Consider the following 15,108-nt stretch of genomic DNA (forward strand, 5'->3'; position numbering starts at 1 on the left):
CATTATAACTTGTTTGAAATAAAATTTCAACTATTTTTCTAAATATTTTTTAATTCCAAAATAAAATTTTATTCCTGTTCAAAAAAAAAAAACAGATATTCCTTTATAGAAATATCTGTCTAATGCATTAATTGGCTGTGGCAGAGCCAACTGGTGTACCAGCTGTAACCACGCCAGTTTTCTCTAACGAAAATTGTGCTACTTTATCCATGTTGGTAATAATGACAACCATTTCAGTTCCCTTACCAGCTGCTTTAATTGCTTCTAAATCAGCAATTGCGACCACTGTATCTGCAGTCACTTGGTCGCCTTCTTTCACTTTAATAGTGAACGGTGCCCCGTTTAACTCTACCGTATCGATACCCATGTGTAATAAAATTTCAAGACCGTTTGTCATTTTTAAACCAATGGCATGTTTTGTTTGGAAAACGCTTAAAACTTCTCCTTCAATAGGTGCATAAATTTCACCATTTTCTGGAACTACTGCGTAGCCATCTCCCATCATTTTTTGTGAAAAAACAGGATCATTCACTTCACTAATTGGGATAACGGTTCCATTGGCAACGGCATACATTGTATTATTTTCGATAACTTCATTCTTTTTCTTCAAAAATCCAAACATTTCTCTTCCCCCATTTTTTAAAGTATCACTAGTATAGAAAAAAGTTTCATGAATTACAAGTGGCACCTTTGTATAATTCTAAAATTTATTTTAAAATAAGAATTTGCATTGGCATTTACTTTGTCAGCGGGTATACTTATACTTGATGTATTTTGCATTTATTTCAGAAAGGAATGGTGACATGCTTTTTGCTAACCTATGGAAAGCAATTATTCTTGGTATTATCGAAGGAATTACCGAGTGGCTTCCAATTAGTAGTACCGGACATTTAATTTTAGTGGATGAGTTTATTAAACTCGATCTAAGTAAAGATTTTATGGAAATGTTCAACGTCGTTATCCAATTGGGAGCGATTATGGCGGTTGTTATTTTATACTTCCACAAATTGAATCCTTTCTCACCGAAGAAAAATGGCGAAGAGAAAAAAGATACTTGGATTCTTTGGTCTAAAGTCTTAGTCGCTTGTTTACCAGCGGCAGTTATTGGTCTAAAATTTGATGATTATTTAGATGCACATTTTTATAACTTTTTAACAGTATCGATTATGTTAATTGTTTATGGGATTGCTTTTATTATCATTGAAAAACGAAATAAAAATGTTGCACCGAAGTGTACTAATCTAAAAGACTTCACTTATAAAGCCGCTTTAATCGTTGGTGCTTTCCAAGTACTGGCATTAATTCCAGGAACTTCACGTTCAGGAGCGACCATTTTAGGGGCAATCTTAATTGGGGCCTCACGTTTTGTTGCAACAGAGTTTTCATTTTTCTTAGGAATTCCAGTAATGTTTGGAGCAAGTTTTTTAAAAATCTTTAAATTCTTGGCCAAAGGAAATACGTTTGGATCAGAAGAAATCATTATTTTATTAACTGGCTCTATTGTTGCCTTCGTTGTTTCCATCATTGCGATTAAATTCTTATTGAATTACTTGAAGAAAAACGATTTTACAGTTTTCGGTTGGTATCGTGTAATTTTAGGTGCGATTTTAATTGGCTACTGGTTATTCTCATAAAAATAAAAGAGAGTGGGACAATAGTCCTTTCTCCAAAAGAAACCAAGTCCGATTTTGATGATTACTTTCAAAATCGGACTTGGTTTTTCATTTTTACGTTGTTTTTTCTCCATATATTTCCCTAATTTTCTTAAATTTAATGCCATGAGCGCCAAGCCAATGTCAATCTTGGCTCCTTGTTTCCCTCGTAAGTGGAAACGTTGGAACGCCAAATGAGCCTTTAGGTGGCCGAACACTGGTTCGACATCGATTTTCCGTTTCCGATAAATCGAACCTGTTTTTTCCTCTAAAAGCTTCTTTTTACATTCGGCTTTGAAATAGCGCCATGTATTATTCACTAAAATTTGTCGGTTTTGCTCACTTTTTGCCTTCGTACATTGACTACGAACAGGACAATCTCGACAATTTTCACATTCATAAATTTTGAAGTCACGGACAAATCCGCCTTTATCTTTTCTTCGACTATATCGCTTGAAGGGAACTGCCCGATGGGCAGGACAAATATATGTATCTTCTTTTTCCAAATAGCGCCAGTTATCAACCATAAAAGGACTGTTTCTATAGGTCTTTTTATTTTCTTTATGATAACTAGCATAGGTGATTAATGGCGTTTTATGCAAGACATCGTTGATATACGTATAATTTTCTTCACTTCCATAGCCGGCATCCGCTACAATATACTCGGGTAATTCGTTGTGTTGTTCCAAAAAGCTGTCTAAAAATGGATTTAAAGTTTTTGTATCTGTTGGATTCGGGAACAGATCATACGCTAGGACATATTGATTTTCTGTTGCGATTTGTAAATTGTAGCCTGGCTTTAGTTGACCATTGCGCATATAATCGTCTTTCATCCGCATAAATGTGGCATCTGTATCTGTTTTAGAAAAACTATTTCGCTCTTGAAAAAGGCGGTTATAGGTTTCATATCTTTGTTTTCTTGGTAAATAATCCGCTTGGATTTTGCGTAGATACTTTTTGTAGGTTCTTCTTTTTTTCTTTAATTGGCTTTGTTTTTCTTTCTTCTTTTCCTTTTGTAGTTGTTCTTCTGTCGCCACCAACTCTGTTTCCAAGTGCTGCGCGATTTCTTCCAATTGGGTGCTTGTCAATCTATCACTTTGGTTTTCTTCTTTTAAAGAAGGCAAGATTTCTTCTTTATAAAGGGTTTGATAGAATTCGTTTGATTGTTTATCCAAAGCAGCTTCATACCGATTTGTTGCTTTGCGCCAGACAAAACTGAATTTATTGGCATCCGCTTCGATTTTTGTACCATCAATAAATAGCGCTTCATTGTCAATTACCTGATTGGTGATTAATTGACGGCGGAATAAGACAAAGGCTTCTGCTAAAAGGTGAGCAGTTGTTTCCTGACTTCGGAAGCGATTGATGGTCCGGTAACTGACTTGTTCGTGGTTAGCTAGCCAACGCATACGATAACTGTCATCTAATAGAAATTCAATTTTACGACCTGAAAAAACACGTTGCGTATAAGCATATAAAATAATTTTTAACATCATTTTGGGGTGGTAGGCCGGTCGGCCTAGTTGTTCTTCTAATTTAAGAAAGAGTGTTTGTGGCATGGCTTCGACTAAAGCATTAACCGCAAAAGCGACATCTGTTTCAGGAATATATTGTTCCATATCTAATGGTAAAGTTGTTTGATTGATGGTATAATTTTTAAACATAAAGCACTCGCTTCCTTTCTGATTGGGTTTCGTCACTTTAATCTTACAGGAATGAGTGCTTTTTGTGTACTTTGAAATTAAAAAAATGGGGCAATAATCAGATTTTTTTCTGATTATTGTCCCATTCTCTTTTATTTTTTTAAATCGCCAAACGTTATTCGCTCAATCCCCTGTTCTTCAAACCACTGACGAACACGAGGATCACAAATCGTTGCTAATTCTTTGCAGCGTAAAGTGGTATATGAAGAATTGTCTAAAACAAATTGATCCAAATACCCAACATCAAAATGCATCTCAGCAATTGCCGATTCCGGCATCCGTAATAAACCAAAGTCATCTTTTAAAAAATTCTCCACTGATACGCCTTCGTGAATATAAGATAACGCCCCAGACTCTAACAAATGTGTCACCTGGAAATAACCTTGTTGCGGTGGATATTCTTTTTCCCCACTATATTTCAGGGTTGTATGAAGTCCGTACTCTTCTGCTAATTCTAAAAATACTTGATCAACCACTTCATCACCAATCGAATGGCAATCAAAATGTTCAGGATAATGTCCAGTTAGTTCCTTAAAGCGCGTCAATTGCGCAATCGTTTCAAGTCGTACTTCTTCATATACGAAGGTTACTTGTTTTTGTTGACGATAATAAGAAGAGCGATGAAAATTGCCTTGTTCATCTACCAGTGAAGGAATCATACATGAGTCCGCACAAGGTTTCCCTAGTAAAAAATTCGTATGCTGACCTACAAATAAGCCTGGATAATTTTTTGCTAACGCAACGGCATGTTCTGCTGTTGGTAAATTGGGCATCAAAAGTGTCGACGTCGTTAAACCATCGACATAACTTTTGATAATGCCATGATTAATCGCTTCTGACATCCCAAAATCATCAGCATCAACAATTACTTTAACCAACAGCTCCCCCTCTTTTCTTTACGTATTTTTGATGACAATTCCGACAATAATATTAACAGCTGATTCACAATCATTAATCGTGCGCTCAAGCTGATCATAAACATCTTTCCACTTGATAACTTTCAATAAATCTTTTTCGTTAGTCATCAAATCTTTCATGGCGCTACTGTATAATTTATCGCCTTGAGATTCAATCGTATTCACTTCATCAATCAATGAAACTAACGTTTTAGAATTCTTAAATTTTGCAAATTCCTTCGTTGCTGATTTAACGCCTTCTGTCGCTTTAACAATATAAGCAGTTAATTCTAGCACGGGCGCAATCATTTCTTCGACAACTAAATGATCAAGTAAATAAGACAAACTATTAATGCTATCGATAATGTTATCTAAGTGATCCGTAATATCGACAATATCTTCTCGATCAATCGGCGTAATAAAGGAAATATAGAGTTCATTTAAAATTTTGCGAACAATTTCATCATTCTCTTTTTCCAATTGATGAATCACTTCTGATTTTTTTACTAAGTTTTCTAATGAATAATTGTCTACAATTTCTTGCAAAACCTTTGCCGCTTCATAAGCATTTGTTGCTAACTGGTTTAATTCTCCAAAATAATCAAATTGTTTTTTACGTGCCATGTTTTTCTCTCCTTAAAAAATTGCAATAAATAATTTTGACATCACATAAGCGATCAGCCCACATCCTGGGAAAGTTAAAATCCATGCTATCAGCATTTCTTTCACGATACGCCAGTCAACACTTGAGATTCGCTTAGAAGCACCTACTCCCATAATCGCTGTTGTTTTTGTATGAGTAGTTGAAACCGGAATCCCAAAAGCCGATGCTAAAAATAAACAAATAGCCGTGCTTAAATCTGCAGTGAAGCCTTGATAGCGTTCAAGTTTTACCATATCCATCCCAACTGATTTAATGATTCTCATACCGCCCACAGAAGTTCCAATGCCCATTGTAATGGAACACAGAACCATAACCCATAACGGAATCACAAAACCGCCACCTGTTTTTTCGACTAAATTATTATAAAAAAGCACTAACATGAACACGCCCATAAATTTTTGCCCATCTTGCGCACCATGTAAAAAAGCATTAGCTCCTGCACCAAAGGCTTGCCCAACTGTAAAAAATTTGTTGGCTTTTCTTCTAGGCACAGCCGAGAAAGCTTTCACAACAAGTTTGGCAATCAAATAACCGCCGCCAAAGCCCATAACGGTAGAAACAACTAGACCAACAAGCACTTTGATCCATTCCGAGCCATTGACTGCACCCAAACCACCTAATGCCATTGCCGAACCAGTCAAGCCGGCAATTAACGCATGGCTTTCACTTGTGGGAATACCAAAATACCACGCAGCAACTGCCCAAACCACAATTGAAAAAAGCGAAGCAGCCAAAGCCACCTGTGAAGCGTTTCCATTTGCGTCAAAACTAACAATGTTGCTAATCGTTTCAGCTACTTGGGCATTAAAAAAGGTCATGACTAATGCACCTAAAAAGTTCATCACAACAGCCATCCAAATTGCGACATTCGGTTTTAACACCCGAGTCGAGACAGCGGTTGCAATTGCGTTCGGCGCATCCGTCCAACCGTTAACAAAAATTACACCCATTACCAAAGTAATCGTTACCAATAATGCAATACTCACAAAGACACCACCATTTTTCATTTATCTATTTTATCATAGCATGTTTTAAAAAAAATGTATGCTTTTTTCTTAAGGCTCTGGCAAATTTTCTTATTTTTTTCTTGAAATTGTCTGTTAAGGAAAAAAACTTGTCGTCTTTTATTGCAATGGAACAATGGATTAGGTATAATGATTACTGTTGAATTACATTGGCTGACCAGTGTAAAACCTAAATCATCGGAGGTGAAACAAATGCCAAATATCGAATCTGCAATCAAACGCGTACGTACAAGTGCTAACGCGAATGCGAAAAATTCATCTCAAACAAACGCAATGCGTACAGCAATCAAGAAATTTGAAGAAGCTGTAGCTGCTGGAGCTGATAACGTCGATGCTTTATACAACGAAGCTGTTAAAGCTGTTGATATGGCTGCAACTAAAGGTTTAATCCATAAAAACAAAGCTAACCGCGATAAAATTCGTTTAAGCAAATTAGCTAAATAATGTGAGATAGAAGTTAGCATTCATGTTAGCTTCTTTTTTCATCAAAAAATGTCCAAGTCTGTTTTCACAAAGACTCGGACATTTTTTTATAAAGGTGAATCAATCCACGGTAAATCTGTTGTGAGATGTTGACTAAATAATTTAGTCTCTTCTCGCAAAGCTAAACGTTGTTGTCGTCTCGTTTCATAATTGGAACAAATCAACTTTTCTTCTGCAGTTTCTGGGACGACTGTCGCTAATTGGAAGTCACTTTCAGGATTCATATGAGACGGAATGGCTACAAAAGTTGTAAAACAAGTCGCCGCTAAATAACGCTCTCCAGTTGTTAAATCTTCTCCTACAACTTTAACAAATACTTCCATCGATTTATGATGCACGCCAGAAACAAACGTTTCAACACACACTGAGTGATTTTCTTTTAAAGGTTTTAAAAAATTCAAGTTATCTAAAGATGCTGTAACTGCCCCTCTCCGACAATGTCGTGAAACGGAAATGGATGCGGCGTCATCAATTAAAGACATTAATTTCCCACCAAATAGTGCACCAAAGGGATTTAAATCAAAGGGAAATACACGATGTGTTTGAATCACTCGTGATTCTCGACAAAATTTTTCTTTCGTCATTAACGATTCCTCTACTTTCATTTATAAACTTTTCCACGCTTTACTTTAGCTTACTTTACCATTTGATGCAATCCTTACTTTTTAGGAAACATTTAAAAAATAACAAATTTGCAAGTCCCATTTATTCATTTTTAAGAAAGTTGCTGTATAATAATAACGGTTAAAGAACTTTTAAGGAGATGGATACACATGAAAATTGCAATTGCTGGTGCCGGCGCTATGGGCAGCCGTTTAGGAATTATGTTGCATCAAGGCGGAAATGATGTAACTTTAATCGATCAATGGCCCGCGCACATTGAAGCCATTCGTAAAAATGGTTTAATCGCTGATTTTAATGGAGAAGAAGTTGTCGCAAAACTACCAATCTTCTCACCAGAAGAAATTGACCATCAAAATGAACAAGTAGATTTAATTATCGCTTTAACCAAAGCACAACAATTAGATGCAATGTTTAAAGCGATTCAACCAATGATTACCGAAAAAACATATGTACTATGTTTATTAAATGGCTTAGGTCATGAAGATGTACTAGAAAAATATGTACCAAAAGAAAACATCTTGGTTGGCATTACCATGTGGACAGCTGGTTTAGAAGGACCGGGACGTGTTAAACTTTTAGGTGATGGCGAAATTGAATTAGAAAATATTGATCCTTCTGGTAAAGAATTTGCTTTAGAAGTCGTTGATGTCTTCCAACAAGCTAGTTTAAATCCAAGCTATAGTAGCAATGTTCGCTACTCTATTTGGCGGAAAGCCTGTGTCAATGGCACGCTAAACGGTTTGTGTACAATCCTTGATTGTAATATTGCCGAATTTGGTGCACTATCTGTTAGTGAATCCCTTGTTAAAACATTAATCAGTGAATTTGCAGCAGTCGCAGAAAAAGAAGCCATTCATTTAGATCAAGCAGAAGTCTATACACATATTGCTCAAACTTATGATCCAAACGGTATTGGCTTGCACTATCCGTCTATGTATCAAGATTTAATTAAAAATCATCGTCTCACAGAAATTGATTACATTAATGGTGCTGTTTGGCGCAAAGGACAAAAATACAACGTAGCAACACCTTTCTGTGCCATGTTGACACAGCTTGTTCACGGAAAAGAAGAACTATTAGGAGCTAAATAATAAGAAAGTGCCAGAGACAATCGTTGTATGACGATTGTCTCTGGCACTTTCTTATTTTGCTTGCGCAGTCAATTTTAAAATAAATAATTGGAATAGTAATTCTTTATCCATTTGGCCCGTTTTCATGCGGTAATCATTTTCAACTAATTCATCATAAAGTCTTTCTAATCGAGACAATTCAAATCGTCGGACTTGTTGTAACGCTAACTTGACTCGATAAGGATGAACCTTTAATGTATCAGCGATATTCGCTTGTTGATAGCCCATCTTAGCCAAAATTTTTGTTTGTAGAAAAAGGCGAATCTGATTCAATAAGATTGCATTTAACTTAATGGTTTCTTCTCCTTGTAAAAGTAAATCTTCATACAATTGAACAGCTTTTTCACTGTTTCCAGAAAGTACTTCGTTGATTAAGTCAAAAACATTATGTTCCAAAGACTTAGGGACTAATTCTTGAACCGCACCTCGTGTAATTGTCTTCGTTTCAAGGGCATATAAATACAGCTTCTGTAATTCTCCCATAATTTTTGATAAGTTCAAGTCTGTCAATTGAAGTAATAAATCAAAAGCATCGGAGCGAATAGTGTACCCTTCGCTCTCAATCGTTTGAGAAATGTACTGACGAATAGCCTTTTCATCCATTGGATTGACGTCAACCACTGTGGCATTTTTTTTCAATGCTTTGGTAACTTTTTTGCGTTCATCTAATTTTTCATATGAGGCCATAAAAACAAGAACAGTTGTTGGTGATGGACTTTCCAAATAATTCAATAAAAGATTGACATCATGTTCCACACCGTTTGTTTTTCTTTCGGCAGTTAAAAAGTAAGGATTTTCCACAAAGACAAGGCGATAATCACCAAAAAACGGAATTGTTTCCGCTTCAGCAATCGCTGCACTTAAAGGTGTTTCCTCCATATCAAATGAGAAAAAGTTAAATTGATCATCCTCTTCCGTCAACAATTCTTTCATCAATGTTGTTTTAAATAATTCAGTTAAATAAAGTTCTGTTCCTATTAATAAATAAACTGGAGCGATTTTTTGCTCTCGCACTTCTTTCAAAGCTTTTTGTAACTCCATTGGCTCGCTCCTTTTCTCGTTTCTCTTGTTTATCCTATCATGTTACTTCTGGAAATACTAGTCTTGTTCTTTAACAAATTTGGCTTTAGAAAGCCCTTGCCAGGGTAACCATTGATAATAAATCATTCCTTGAAGATCGGTCCGATAATAATTTATTTTTTGCTCCTCCAGCGTCGCTAATGTCTCCTGATGAGGATGTTTAAAACGATTATTCAGTCCAGCTGAAATCAATGCTTCTCGCGGATTAAGCTGTTTGATAAATCTTTTAGTAGACGACGTTTTACTACCATGATGACCGACTTTCAAGATGTCGATTTTCAACTGGGGATAGCGAGCCAACACTTGTTCTTCTCCTTCGGCTTCCAAGTCACCAGTAAATAAAAAATGCCGTCCGCCTAATTGTGTGGAAAACACTATCGAGTCATTATTGCCCCCAATACTGCTCTTATTTGGTGATAAAATTTGAAAAGAAACGGGCCCATTAATTCGCTTGGGCGCTAAAATCGGCCGACAGTCTGTCCCGCTTTTTTGGAGTTGTTTCAAGACTTGGCGAAACGAAAAATTGGCTTCAGCTGCTCCTTTAGGAAAATAAAGAACAGAAATTGGAACCTTCTGCGCAATGGCTAATAAATCGCCAAAATGGTCTTCATGTGCGTGTGTGATGATCACTTCATCTAAACGTTTGACTCCTTGACTTTTGAGAAAAGGAATCACTGAATATTCCGCTCCTGATCGACTATTTTTCCGTTGCCGCCAAGCTTCTTTGTCAAAAGACAACCGACCACCTGTATCGATTAGTGTATTTTTTCTGTGAAAAGGCGCTTGGATAAACAAACTATCCCCTTGGCCTACATCGATCATTGCAACAATGCCAATTGGCAAAAGGTATTTACTATTTATCAAAACAATTAGTAGTCCGATTGAGAAAAAAATTTTTTTAGACTTGTCTGCTAAATAAATCATTGAAAGTCCGACTAGTAATAGCAAACTAATTTGTATCCAAGCATTTAAATAGCCGATGGTCAGCTTCGGATTTAAGTGAACTAGCACCCACTCAAATAAGCCATTCATTGTTAAAAATAGTGGTTCGAGCAAGGCTGCTAAATAACGTGCTGGCATAATAATCACTAGAAAAAAGCTCAACGTCAAAAGCGGTAACAAGAACCGTTCAAAAATTGGTAACAAGAGAAATGTTAAGAAACTTCCTAACAAGGGCCATTCATAAAATGATTGGACTAAAATAGGTAAGGAAGCCACAGCCAATAGGAAAGAGCCTAAACAATTTTTAATGAAAGGCGAAGAATAACCAACCAATGTTTGCTCTAAAAACAGCAGAACAAAGGAAAGTAAGTAACTAAATTGACCGCCGACTGAAAAAAAGAGGGTTGGCTGAACAATCAAGTGCACTAAGAGAGTTAAACTCCAACAATCGAGGGCCGGTACCTGCCAATTAAACCGTCGATTGAACGTATTGAGGTTTGTTTGTAAAAGCGCCCGCATGACACTGACTGAGAATCCTGTTAAACCAGCATATATCAGTGAAAAACCGCATTGCCACAAAAAATAACTTTCTTGCGTTCGGCGAGCAATTCTTAGCATTAGCAAGCGAAATAAACGAAGGAAAAAAGAAACATGCATCCCTGACAAACTAAAAAGATGCAAAATGCCTAATGCTGAAAATTTATCACTTATTTCAGCAAATTCTTCATTACGAAAACCTAAAAGCAACGCATTCATGTACATTGCACTAGTATCACCAAAATTTTTCTGAATATGTACCATCGCCCATTTCCGCCAGCCGCTAATGATTTCTTTAAACCGCCAAGAAAAAAAGGAACGCGGTTGTCCTATCTCCTCAACGAATAAAATAGCTTCTATTCCTTGATTCTTTAAAAATAGTTGATAATTGAAGCCATTTTTGTTGGTTTGACCTTGGGGCGAGTCTAAAATACCTACAGCGGTTGCCTGAATGGTTGTGGCTAGTTGTTGCCATTGCTGTTTTTCTTTCACACTTTTTAATTGATAAAATGCCATCACTTTCTGACTTTTGCCTTTTACGATCCAATTAGCAGGAATTTTCACTTGATCGCCATCTACTTGTATTTCATCTGGTAATATCGTTAGCTGTCCTGATAAGCGGACTTCTTTAGGCAACAAAGAGACTGGCTTTAACCACTGGAAAATCAATATGCCCCCTACTATTAAAAAACTGCACAAAAAACCTCCCAATATAACAGGAAAACTTTTTGTACAGACAATACGGATAACAGTGATAGAAAAAAGAAGAGCTCCTAATAGACTAGGTGCGAAAAAACACCACAGCCCACAACTAGTCAGCAGAGCTATGAAGAACCAATTATTCCTCAGCTGAGGAAGGATTGTCCTCAAGTGTGGCAAATTCTTCTCCCCATTGTAATTCGGCAAAATATTTTGGTACTAAAGTCACTTTTTCAACCGTGGCTCCTACTTGTTCAATTAAATTTAGGGCGTACGCATCATTACGGTAATCCTTTAAATAATAAATCTTTTTAATCCCTGCTTGTAAAATCATCTTTGTACATTGCAGGCAAGGGAAATGTGTCACATAAATTTCTGCCCCTTCTGTAGGGACGCCAAACTTCGCACATTGTAAAATTGCATTCATTTCTGCGTGGATTGTTCGAACGCAATGATTATCAACAACATAACATCCTTCATCAATACAATGCGTTCCGCCACTGACTGAACCATTGTAACCTCCTGCAATAATTCGTTTGTCGCGAACAATGGTTGCTCCGACAGTTAACCGTGTGCAAGTACTTCTTAATGATAATAAGACGCTTTGTCCCATAAAATATTGGTCCCATGGAATTCGTTCCATAATAAACCTCCTTTATTTTTAATGACTCCTGTGTTCGATTTGCCAAATCATTTAATCTTATTACAAATAGTATGTTATCCGCATCCCATAGTCAAGAATTCTCAGGAATTTTCTGTTAAAAGTTAGCCAGTCACTGTCAACATGTCTTTTAAACGTTCTACTGTTTTCTCTCCAATACCTGGAACATTTTTCAGTTCCTCGACGGTTTTAAACGGTCCTTGTTCGTCACGAAAGCGAATAATCTCTTGTGCTTTTTTCGCACCGATTCCTGAAATCGTTTGTAGCTCTGCTTCTGTTGCCGTATTAAGGTTGATTTTTTCCTCCTGATTTTGCTGAGCAGGTGCTGATTCCTGCAGCGTTTCTAATGACTGTGCCACTGCTTCTCCTTTTTTGGGCACGTAAATAATCATTTGATCTTTTACTTTTTGAGCGTAATTGACCTGAACGGTATCTGCTTCCTCGCTAACACCTCCAGCTAAAGCTAAAGCATCCCAAATCCGCTGCTGATTTTTTAGTTGATAGATTCCTGGTACTTTCACTGCGCCTTTAATATCAACATAGATCATTGTTTCTGCCCTTTCTTTTGTGGCATCTGTGGCGACCTCTGCCGTAGTGGTCAGACTTGTCTCCTCCCACATTGTGGTGTCTACTCGTGGCTCCTTATTAACCATCAAATAAATGCCCACTAATAGAGTTATCAAAATAACTATAGACGCGCCACTACCTAGCAATAGCCACTTTTTGGGTAACTGTTTCAACCAATCCATCGTTTGTCCTCCCTTCAAAATATAATTACGCATTTTTTAACAAAAAAATGCGCCTGGACCAAAAATCACTAGTAATTTTTGGCCCAGGCACACTTTTATTTTAATTTTTCTAGATAGTTCAAGGCATCTTGAACCGTTTTTACTGGGACAATTTTCATTTTTGTCCCAATTTTTTTCGCAGCTTCTTGTGCTTCTTGATAATTCGATTTGATTTTTGGCTCAACTTTTTTCATTTCTGAAGTTATTTCATCATCGGGTGCAAAGAAAATTTCTGCGCCGTTCTCACTGGCAGTTACAACTTTTTTGTCAATGCCTCCGATTCTACCAACGATTCCTTGACTGTTCATCGTACCTGTTCCAGCAATTTCATGACCTTTACGTAAATCTTTATGACTTAATTGTTCATAGGTCTGCAAAGTAAACATTAACCCAGCCGATGGCCCACCAATATCACCCGCTTCAATAGATACTGGGATAGAAGAATCAATTTCTGTATGATCGGTCAAACCAATACCAATCCCCGCTTTTTTATCTGTTGGCAATTCAATTAATTTGCCGGTCGCTTCTTTTGCTTTGCCATCTTGAATAAATTGAACAGTGACTTTTTGATTCACTTTTTGTGCTTTAATGTAATTCATTAATTCTTCACTGCTTTTAAAAGATTTGCCATCCACGCCTGTCACGGTATCGCCAACTTCAATTTTTCCTTTAAAACTTGAGTTGTCTTCCATTGCTAACACATAGACGCCTTTAAATTTCATCTCATATGGAACCTTCGCTAATTTTAAGGCTTGCTCAATTGCGGCGTTTTTTGAGGAATCCATATAGTATTGTTGAATTCGATTATATTCGCTATTACTACTATCTCCCATTAATTCTTTTTTGGACATGACTTCTTGAAAATCCGAAAAGTTTGCTTTTATGGCAGAAAAAATAGTGGCCGAACGAATGCCCACCGTTGTTAAATAAAAAGCACCAGACTGCGTATCTTTTTTTCCATCAACAGTTACAAACTCTTTTAAATTTTCTGTCGTTCCTGGTCCTTCAATATAATAAGGAATTGGGACGATAAACAAACCAATTAGCAGCAATGCCAATACCATTGGAATGAGTGATTTAAACGAAAATTTTTCTGTTTTTTTATTCATTATTTTAGCTCCAGTCATTCTTCTTTTGTTTTAACGCATGATAAATATTGGGAGGAAGATAGTCAGACACATCGCCCCCAAAACGTAAAACTTCTTTTAGTAAACTGGAACTTACATGTGCATATGGTTCTTCTGCTAATAGAAAAACCGTTTCAATTTCTGGCGCCAGATGTTGATTCATTTTAGCAATGTCTTTCTCGTACTCGTAGTCTTTGACGTTTCTAATGCCACGAATCAAAAAATTAGCCCCTAATGATTTTGCACTTTCCACAGTTAACTGGGTTTCTTGCATGATAACACGCACATTTGGCATTTCTTTAGTTGCTTCTTCAATTAAATATTTTTTCTCTTCTGGCGTAAATAATGTTTGCTTACTTGTATTTATAAAAACGCCAATGATGACTTCGTCAAATAACTTCGCACTGCGTTCAATCAAATTTAAATGACCATTTGTCATCGGATCAAAACTTCCGGGAAATAGAGCAATTTTACGCATCTTACGCCTCCTGACGATAAATCGTTACTTGAGTGATTCCGTAAACGGTTTCTCTTATTTTTTCTAGTGTACCAATCGTTTCCGGTAATTTGACAGTTTTATCTGTTTCACAAACGATAACGGCTTCGTTTGTTAATAACTGCCGTTCTAACATCTTTTCTAATTGTGAAACAATTTCTTGTTTGGCATAGGGCGGATCCAATAAGACCAAATCAAATTGTAGCTTCTCTTCATAAAACTGTTCTAAGGCACGATTAGCATCCATTTTTCTAACTTCAAATTTTTCTGGTTCTTTTGTAATCGCAATATTTTCTTTAATTACTTTTAGTGCAGCAAAATTCTTTTCAATACAAATACTTTTGTCCATTCCACGAGAAACGGCTTCAATCGCTAACCCGCCACTTCCTGAATATAAATCCAGCGCCATTCCACCATCGAAATATGGACCAATCATATTAAAAATAGATTCTTTTACTTTATCTGTTGTGGGCCTAGTATTGTCGCCATCTAACGCTTTCAAGCGCCGGCCACCATATTCTCCAGAAATAACACGCATTGTTTCGACTCCTTTATCAATCATTCTTTTATAATTCATTATAACAAAAAGAGTGAAAAATGT

Annotated in this window: 16 protein-coding genes; 3 read left to right on the top strand and 13 right to left on the bottom strand. The window is 36.6% G+C overall.

Annotated elements, in window-relative coordinates; all coding sequences use genetic code 11:
- Nucleotides 1-127 precede the first annotated feature (127 nt).
- The gene (locus IGK54_RS09480) at nt 128-688 is read right to left on the bottom strand and encodes a PTS sugar transporter subunit IIA (protein WP_002397141.1); all 561 of its coding nucleotides are present in this window, start codon (nt 686-688) and stop codon (nt 128-130) included.
- A 115-nt stretch (nt 689-803) separates the two neighbouring features.
- On the opposite strand from IGK54_RS09480, the gene IGK54_RS09485 reads away from it, so the two are divergent.
- Nucleotides 804-1,634, top strand: a complete 831-nt coding sequence (locus IGK54_RS09485) for an undecaprenyl-diphosphate phosphatase (RefSeq protein ID WP_002356708.1) — start codon at nt 804-806, stop codon at nt 1,632-1,634.
- Here IGK54_RS09485 and IGK54_RS09490 read toward each other — a convergent pair.
- The 4 genes from IGK54_RS09490 to IGK54_RS09505 all read right to left on the bottom strand — a co-directional run bounded on the left by IGK54_RS09490 (nt 1,616) and on the right by IGK54_RS09505 (nt 5,922).
- Entirely contained in the window at nt 1,616-3,316 is a 1,701-nt protein-coding gene (locus IGK54_RS09490; protein WP_430602928.1) for an IS1182 family transposase, read from the bottom strand. The two genes, IGK54_RS09485 and IGK54_RS09490, sit on opposite strands and share 19 nt — an antisense overlap.
- 131 nt (nt 3,317-3,447) lie before the next feature.
- Entirely contained in the window at nt 3,448-4,233 is a 786-nt protein-coding gene (locus IGK54_RS09495; protein WP_142957025.1) for a ChbG/HpnK family deacetylase, read from the bottom strand.
- An 18-nt stretch (nt 4,234-4,251) separates the two neighbouring features.
- A complete protein-coding gene (locus IGK54_RS09500; RefSeq protein WP_142957026.1) occupies nt 4,252-4,875 on the bottom strand; it encodes a DUF47 domain-containing protein in 624 nt (207 codons plus the stop codon).
- Nucleotides 4,876-4,887: 12 nt separating this feature from the next.
- Nucleotides 4,888-5,922: an inorganic phosphate transporter gene (locus tag IGK54_RS09505; RefSeq protein WP_002356704.1), complete on the bottom strand. Its 1,035-nt coding sequence runs from the start codon at nt 5,920-5,922 to the stop codon at nt 4,888-4,890.
- 210 nt (nt 5,923-6,132) lie between these two features.
- Between IGK54_RS09505 and rpsT the strand changes: the two genes are divergently transcribed.
- Nucleotides 6,133-6,384, top strand: a complete 252-nt coding sequence (rpsT, locus tag IGK54_RS09510) for a 30S ribosomal protein S20 (protein ID WP_002356703.1) — start codon at nt 6,133-6,135, stop codon at nt 6,382-6,384.
- 86 nt (nt 6,385-6,470) lie between these two features.
- On the opposite strand, the gene IGK54_RS09515 is transcribed toward rpsT, so the two are convergent.
- Nucleotides 6,471-7,028: an acyl-CoA thioesterase gene (locus tag IGK54_RS09515; RefSeq protein WP_174078498.1), complete on the bottom strand. Its 558-nt coding sequence runs from the start codon at nt 7,026-7,028 to the stop codon at nt 6,471-6,473.
- Nucleotides 7,029-7,196: 168 nt separating this feature from the next.
- On the opposite strand from IGK54_RS09515, the gene IGK54_RS09520 reads away from it, so the two are divergent.
- Complete coding sequence (locus tag IGK54_RS09520; protein ID WP_142957027.1) at nt 7,197-8,138, top strand: ketopantoate reductase family protein; 942 nt, start codon at nt 7,197-7,199, stop codon at nt 8,136-8,138.
- 51 nt (nt 8,139-8,189) lie between these two features.
- Here the strand turns inward: IGK54_RS09520 and holA are convergent, their stop codons facing one another.
- The 7 genes from holA to rsmD all read right to left on the bottom strand — a co-directional run bounded on the left by holA (nt 8,190) and on the right by rsmD (nt 15,084).
- On the bottom strand, nt 8,190-9,218 hold the full coding sequence (holA, locus tag IGK54_RS09525) for a DNA polymerase III subunit delta (RefSeq protein WP_142957028.1): 1,029 nt from the start codon (nt 9,216-9,218) through the stop codon (nt 8,190-8,192).
- Between the two features lie 57 nt (nt 9,219-9,275).
- Nucleotides 9,276-11,540, bottom strand: coding sequence for a DNA internalization-related competence protein ComEC/Rec2 (locus IGK54_RS09530; protein WP_185938055.1), 2,265 nt, complete (start codon nt 11,538-11,540; stop codon nt 9,276-9,278).
- Between the two features lie 34 nt (nt 11,541-11,574).
- Nucleotides 11,575-12,078, bottom strand: a complete 504-nt coding sequence (locus tag IGK54_RS09535; protein ID WP_002356697.1) for a ComE operon protein 2 — start codon at nt 12,076-12,078, stop codon at nt 11,575-11,577.
- Nucleotides 12,079-12,200: 122 nt separating this feature from the next.
- Nucleotides 12,201-12,878, bottom strand: coding sequence for a helix-hairpin-helix domain-containing protein (locus tag IGK54_RS09540; RefSeq protein WP_185938053.1), 678 nt, complete (start codon nt 12,876-12,878; stop codon nt 12,201-12,203).
- Between the two features lie 62 nt (nt 12,879-12,940).
- Nucleotides 12,941-14,011 carry a SepM family pheromone-processing serine protease gene (locus IGK54_RS09545; protein ID WP_002382735.1) on the bottom strand — a complete coding sequence of 357 codons (1,071 nt, stop codon included), beginning with the start codon at nt 14,009-14,011 and terminating at the stop codon, nt 12,941-12,943.
- Nucleotides 13,998-14,489 (bottom strand): pantetheine-phosphate adenylyltransferase, encoded by a 492-nt coding sequence (coaD, locus tag IGK54_RS09550; RefSeq protein ID WP_002356693.1) that lies wholly within the window; start codon nt 14,487-14,489, stop codon nt 13,998-14,000. The genes IGK54_RS09545 and coaD overlap by 14 nt, the downstream gene beginning before the upstream one ends.
- Before the next feature lies 1 nt (nt 14,490).
- The gene (rsmD, locus tag IGK54_RS09555) at nt 14,491-15,084 is read right to left on the bottom strand and encodes a 16S rRNA (guanine(966)-N(2))-methyltransferase RsmD (RefSeq protein ID WP_079995072.1); all 594 of its coding nucleotides are present in this window, start codon (nt 15,082-15,084) and stop codon (nt 14,491-14,493) included.
- Between the last annotated feature and the right edge of the window lie 24 nt (nt 15,085-15,108).

The sequence above is a fragment of the Enterococcus sp. DIV2384 genome, assembly GCF_050534975.1.
Classification (GTDB): domain Bacteria; phylum Bacillota; class Bacilli; order Lactobacillales; family Enterococcaceae; genus Enterococcus; species Enterococcus faecalis.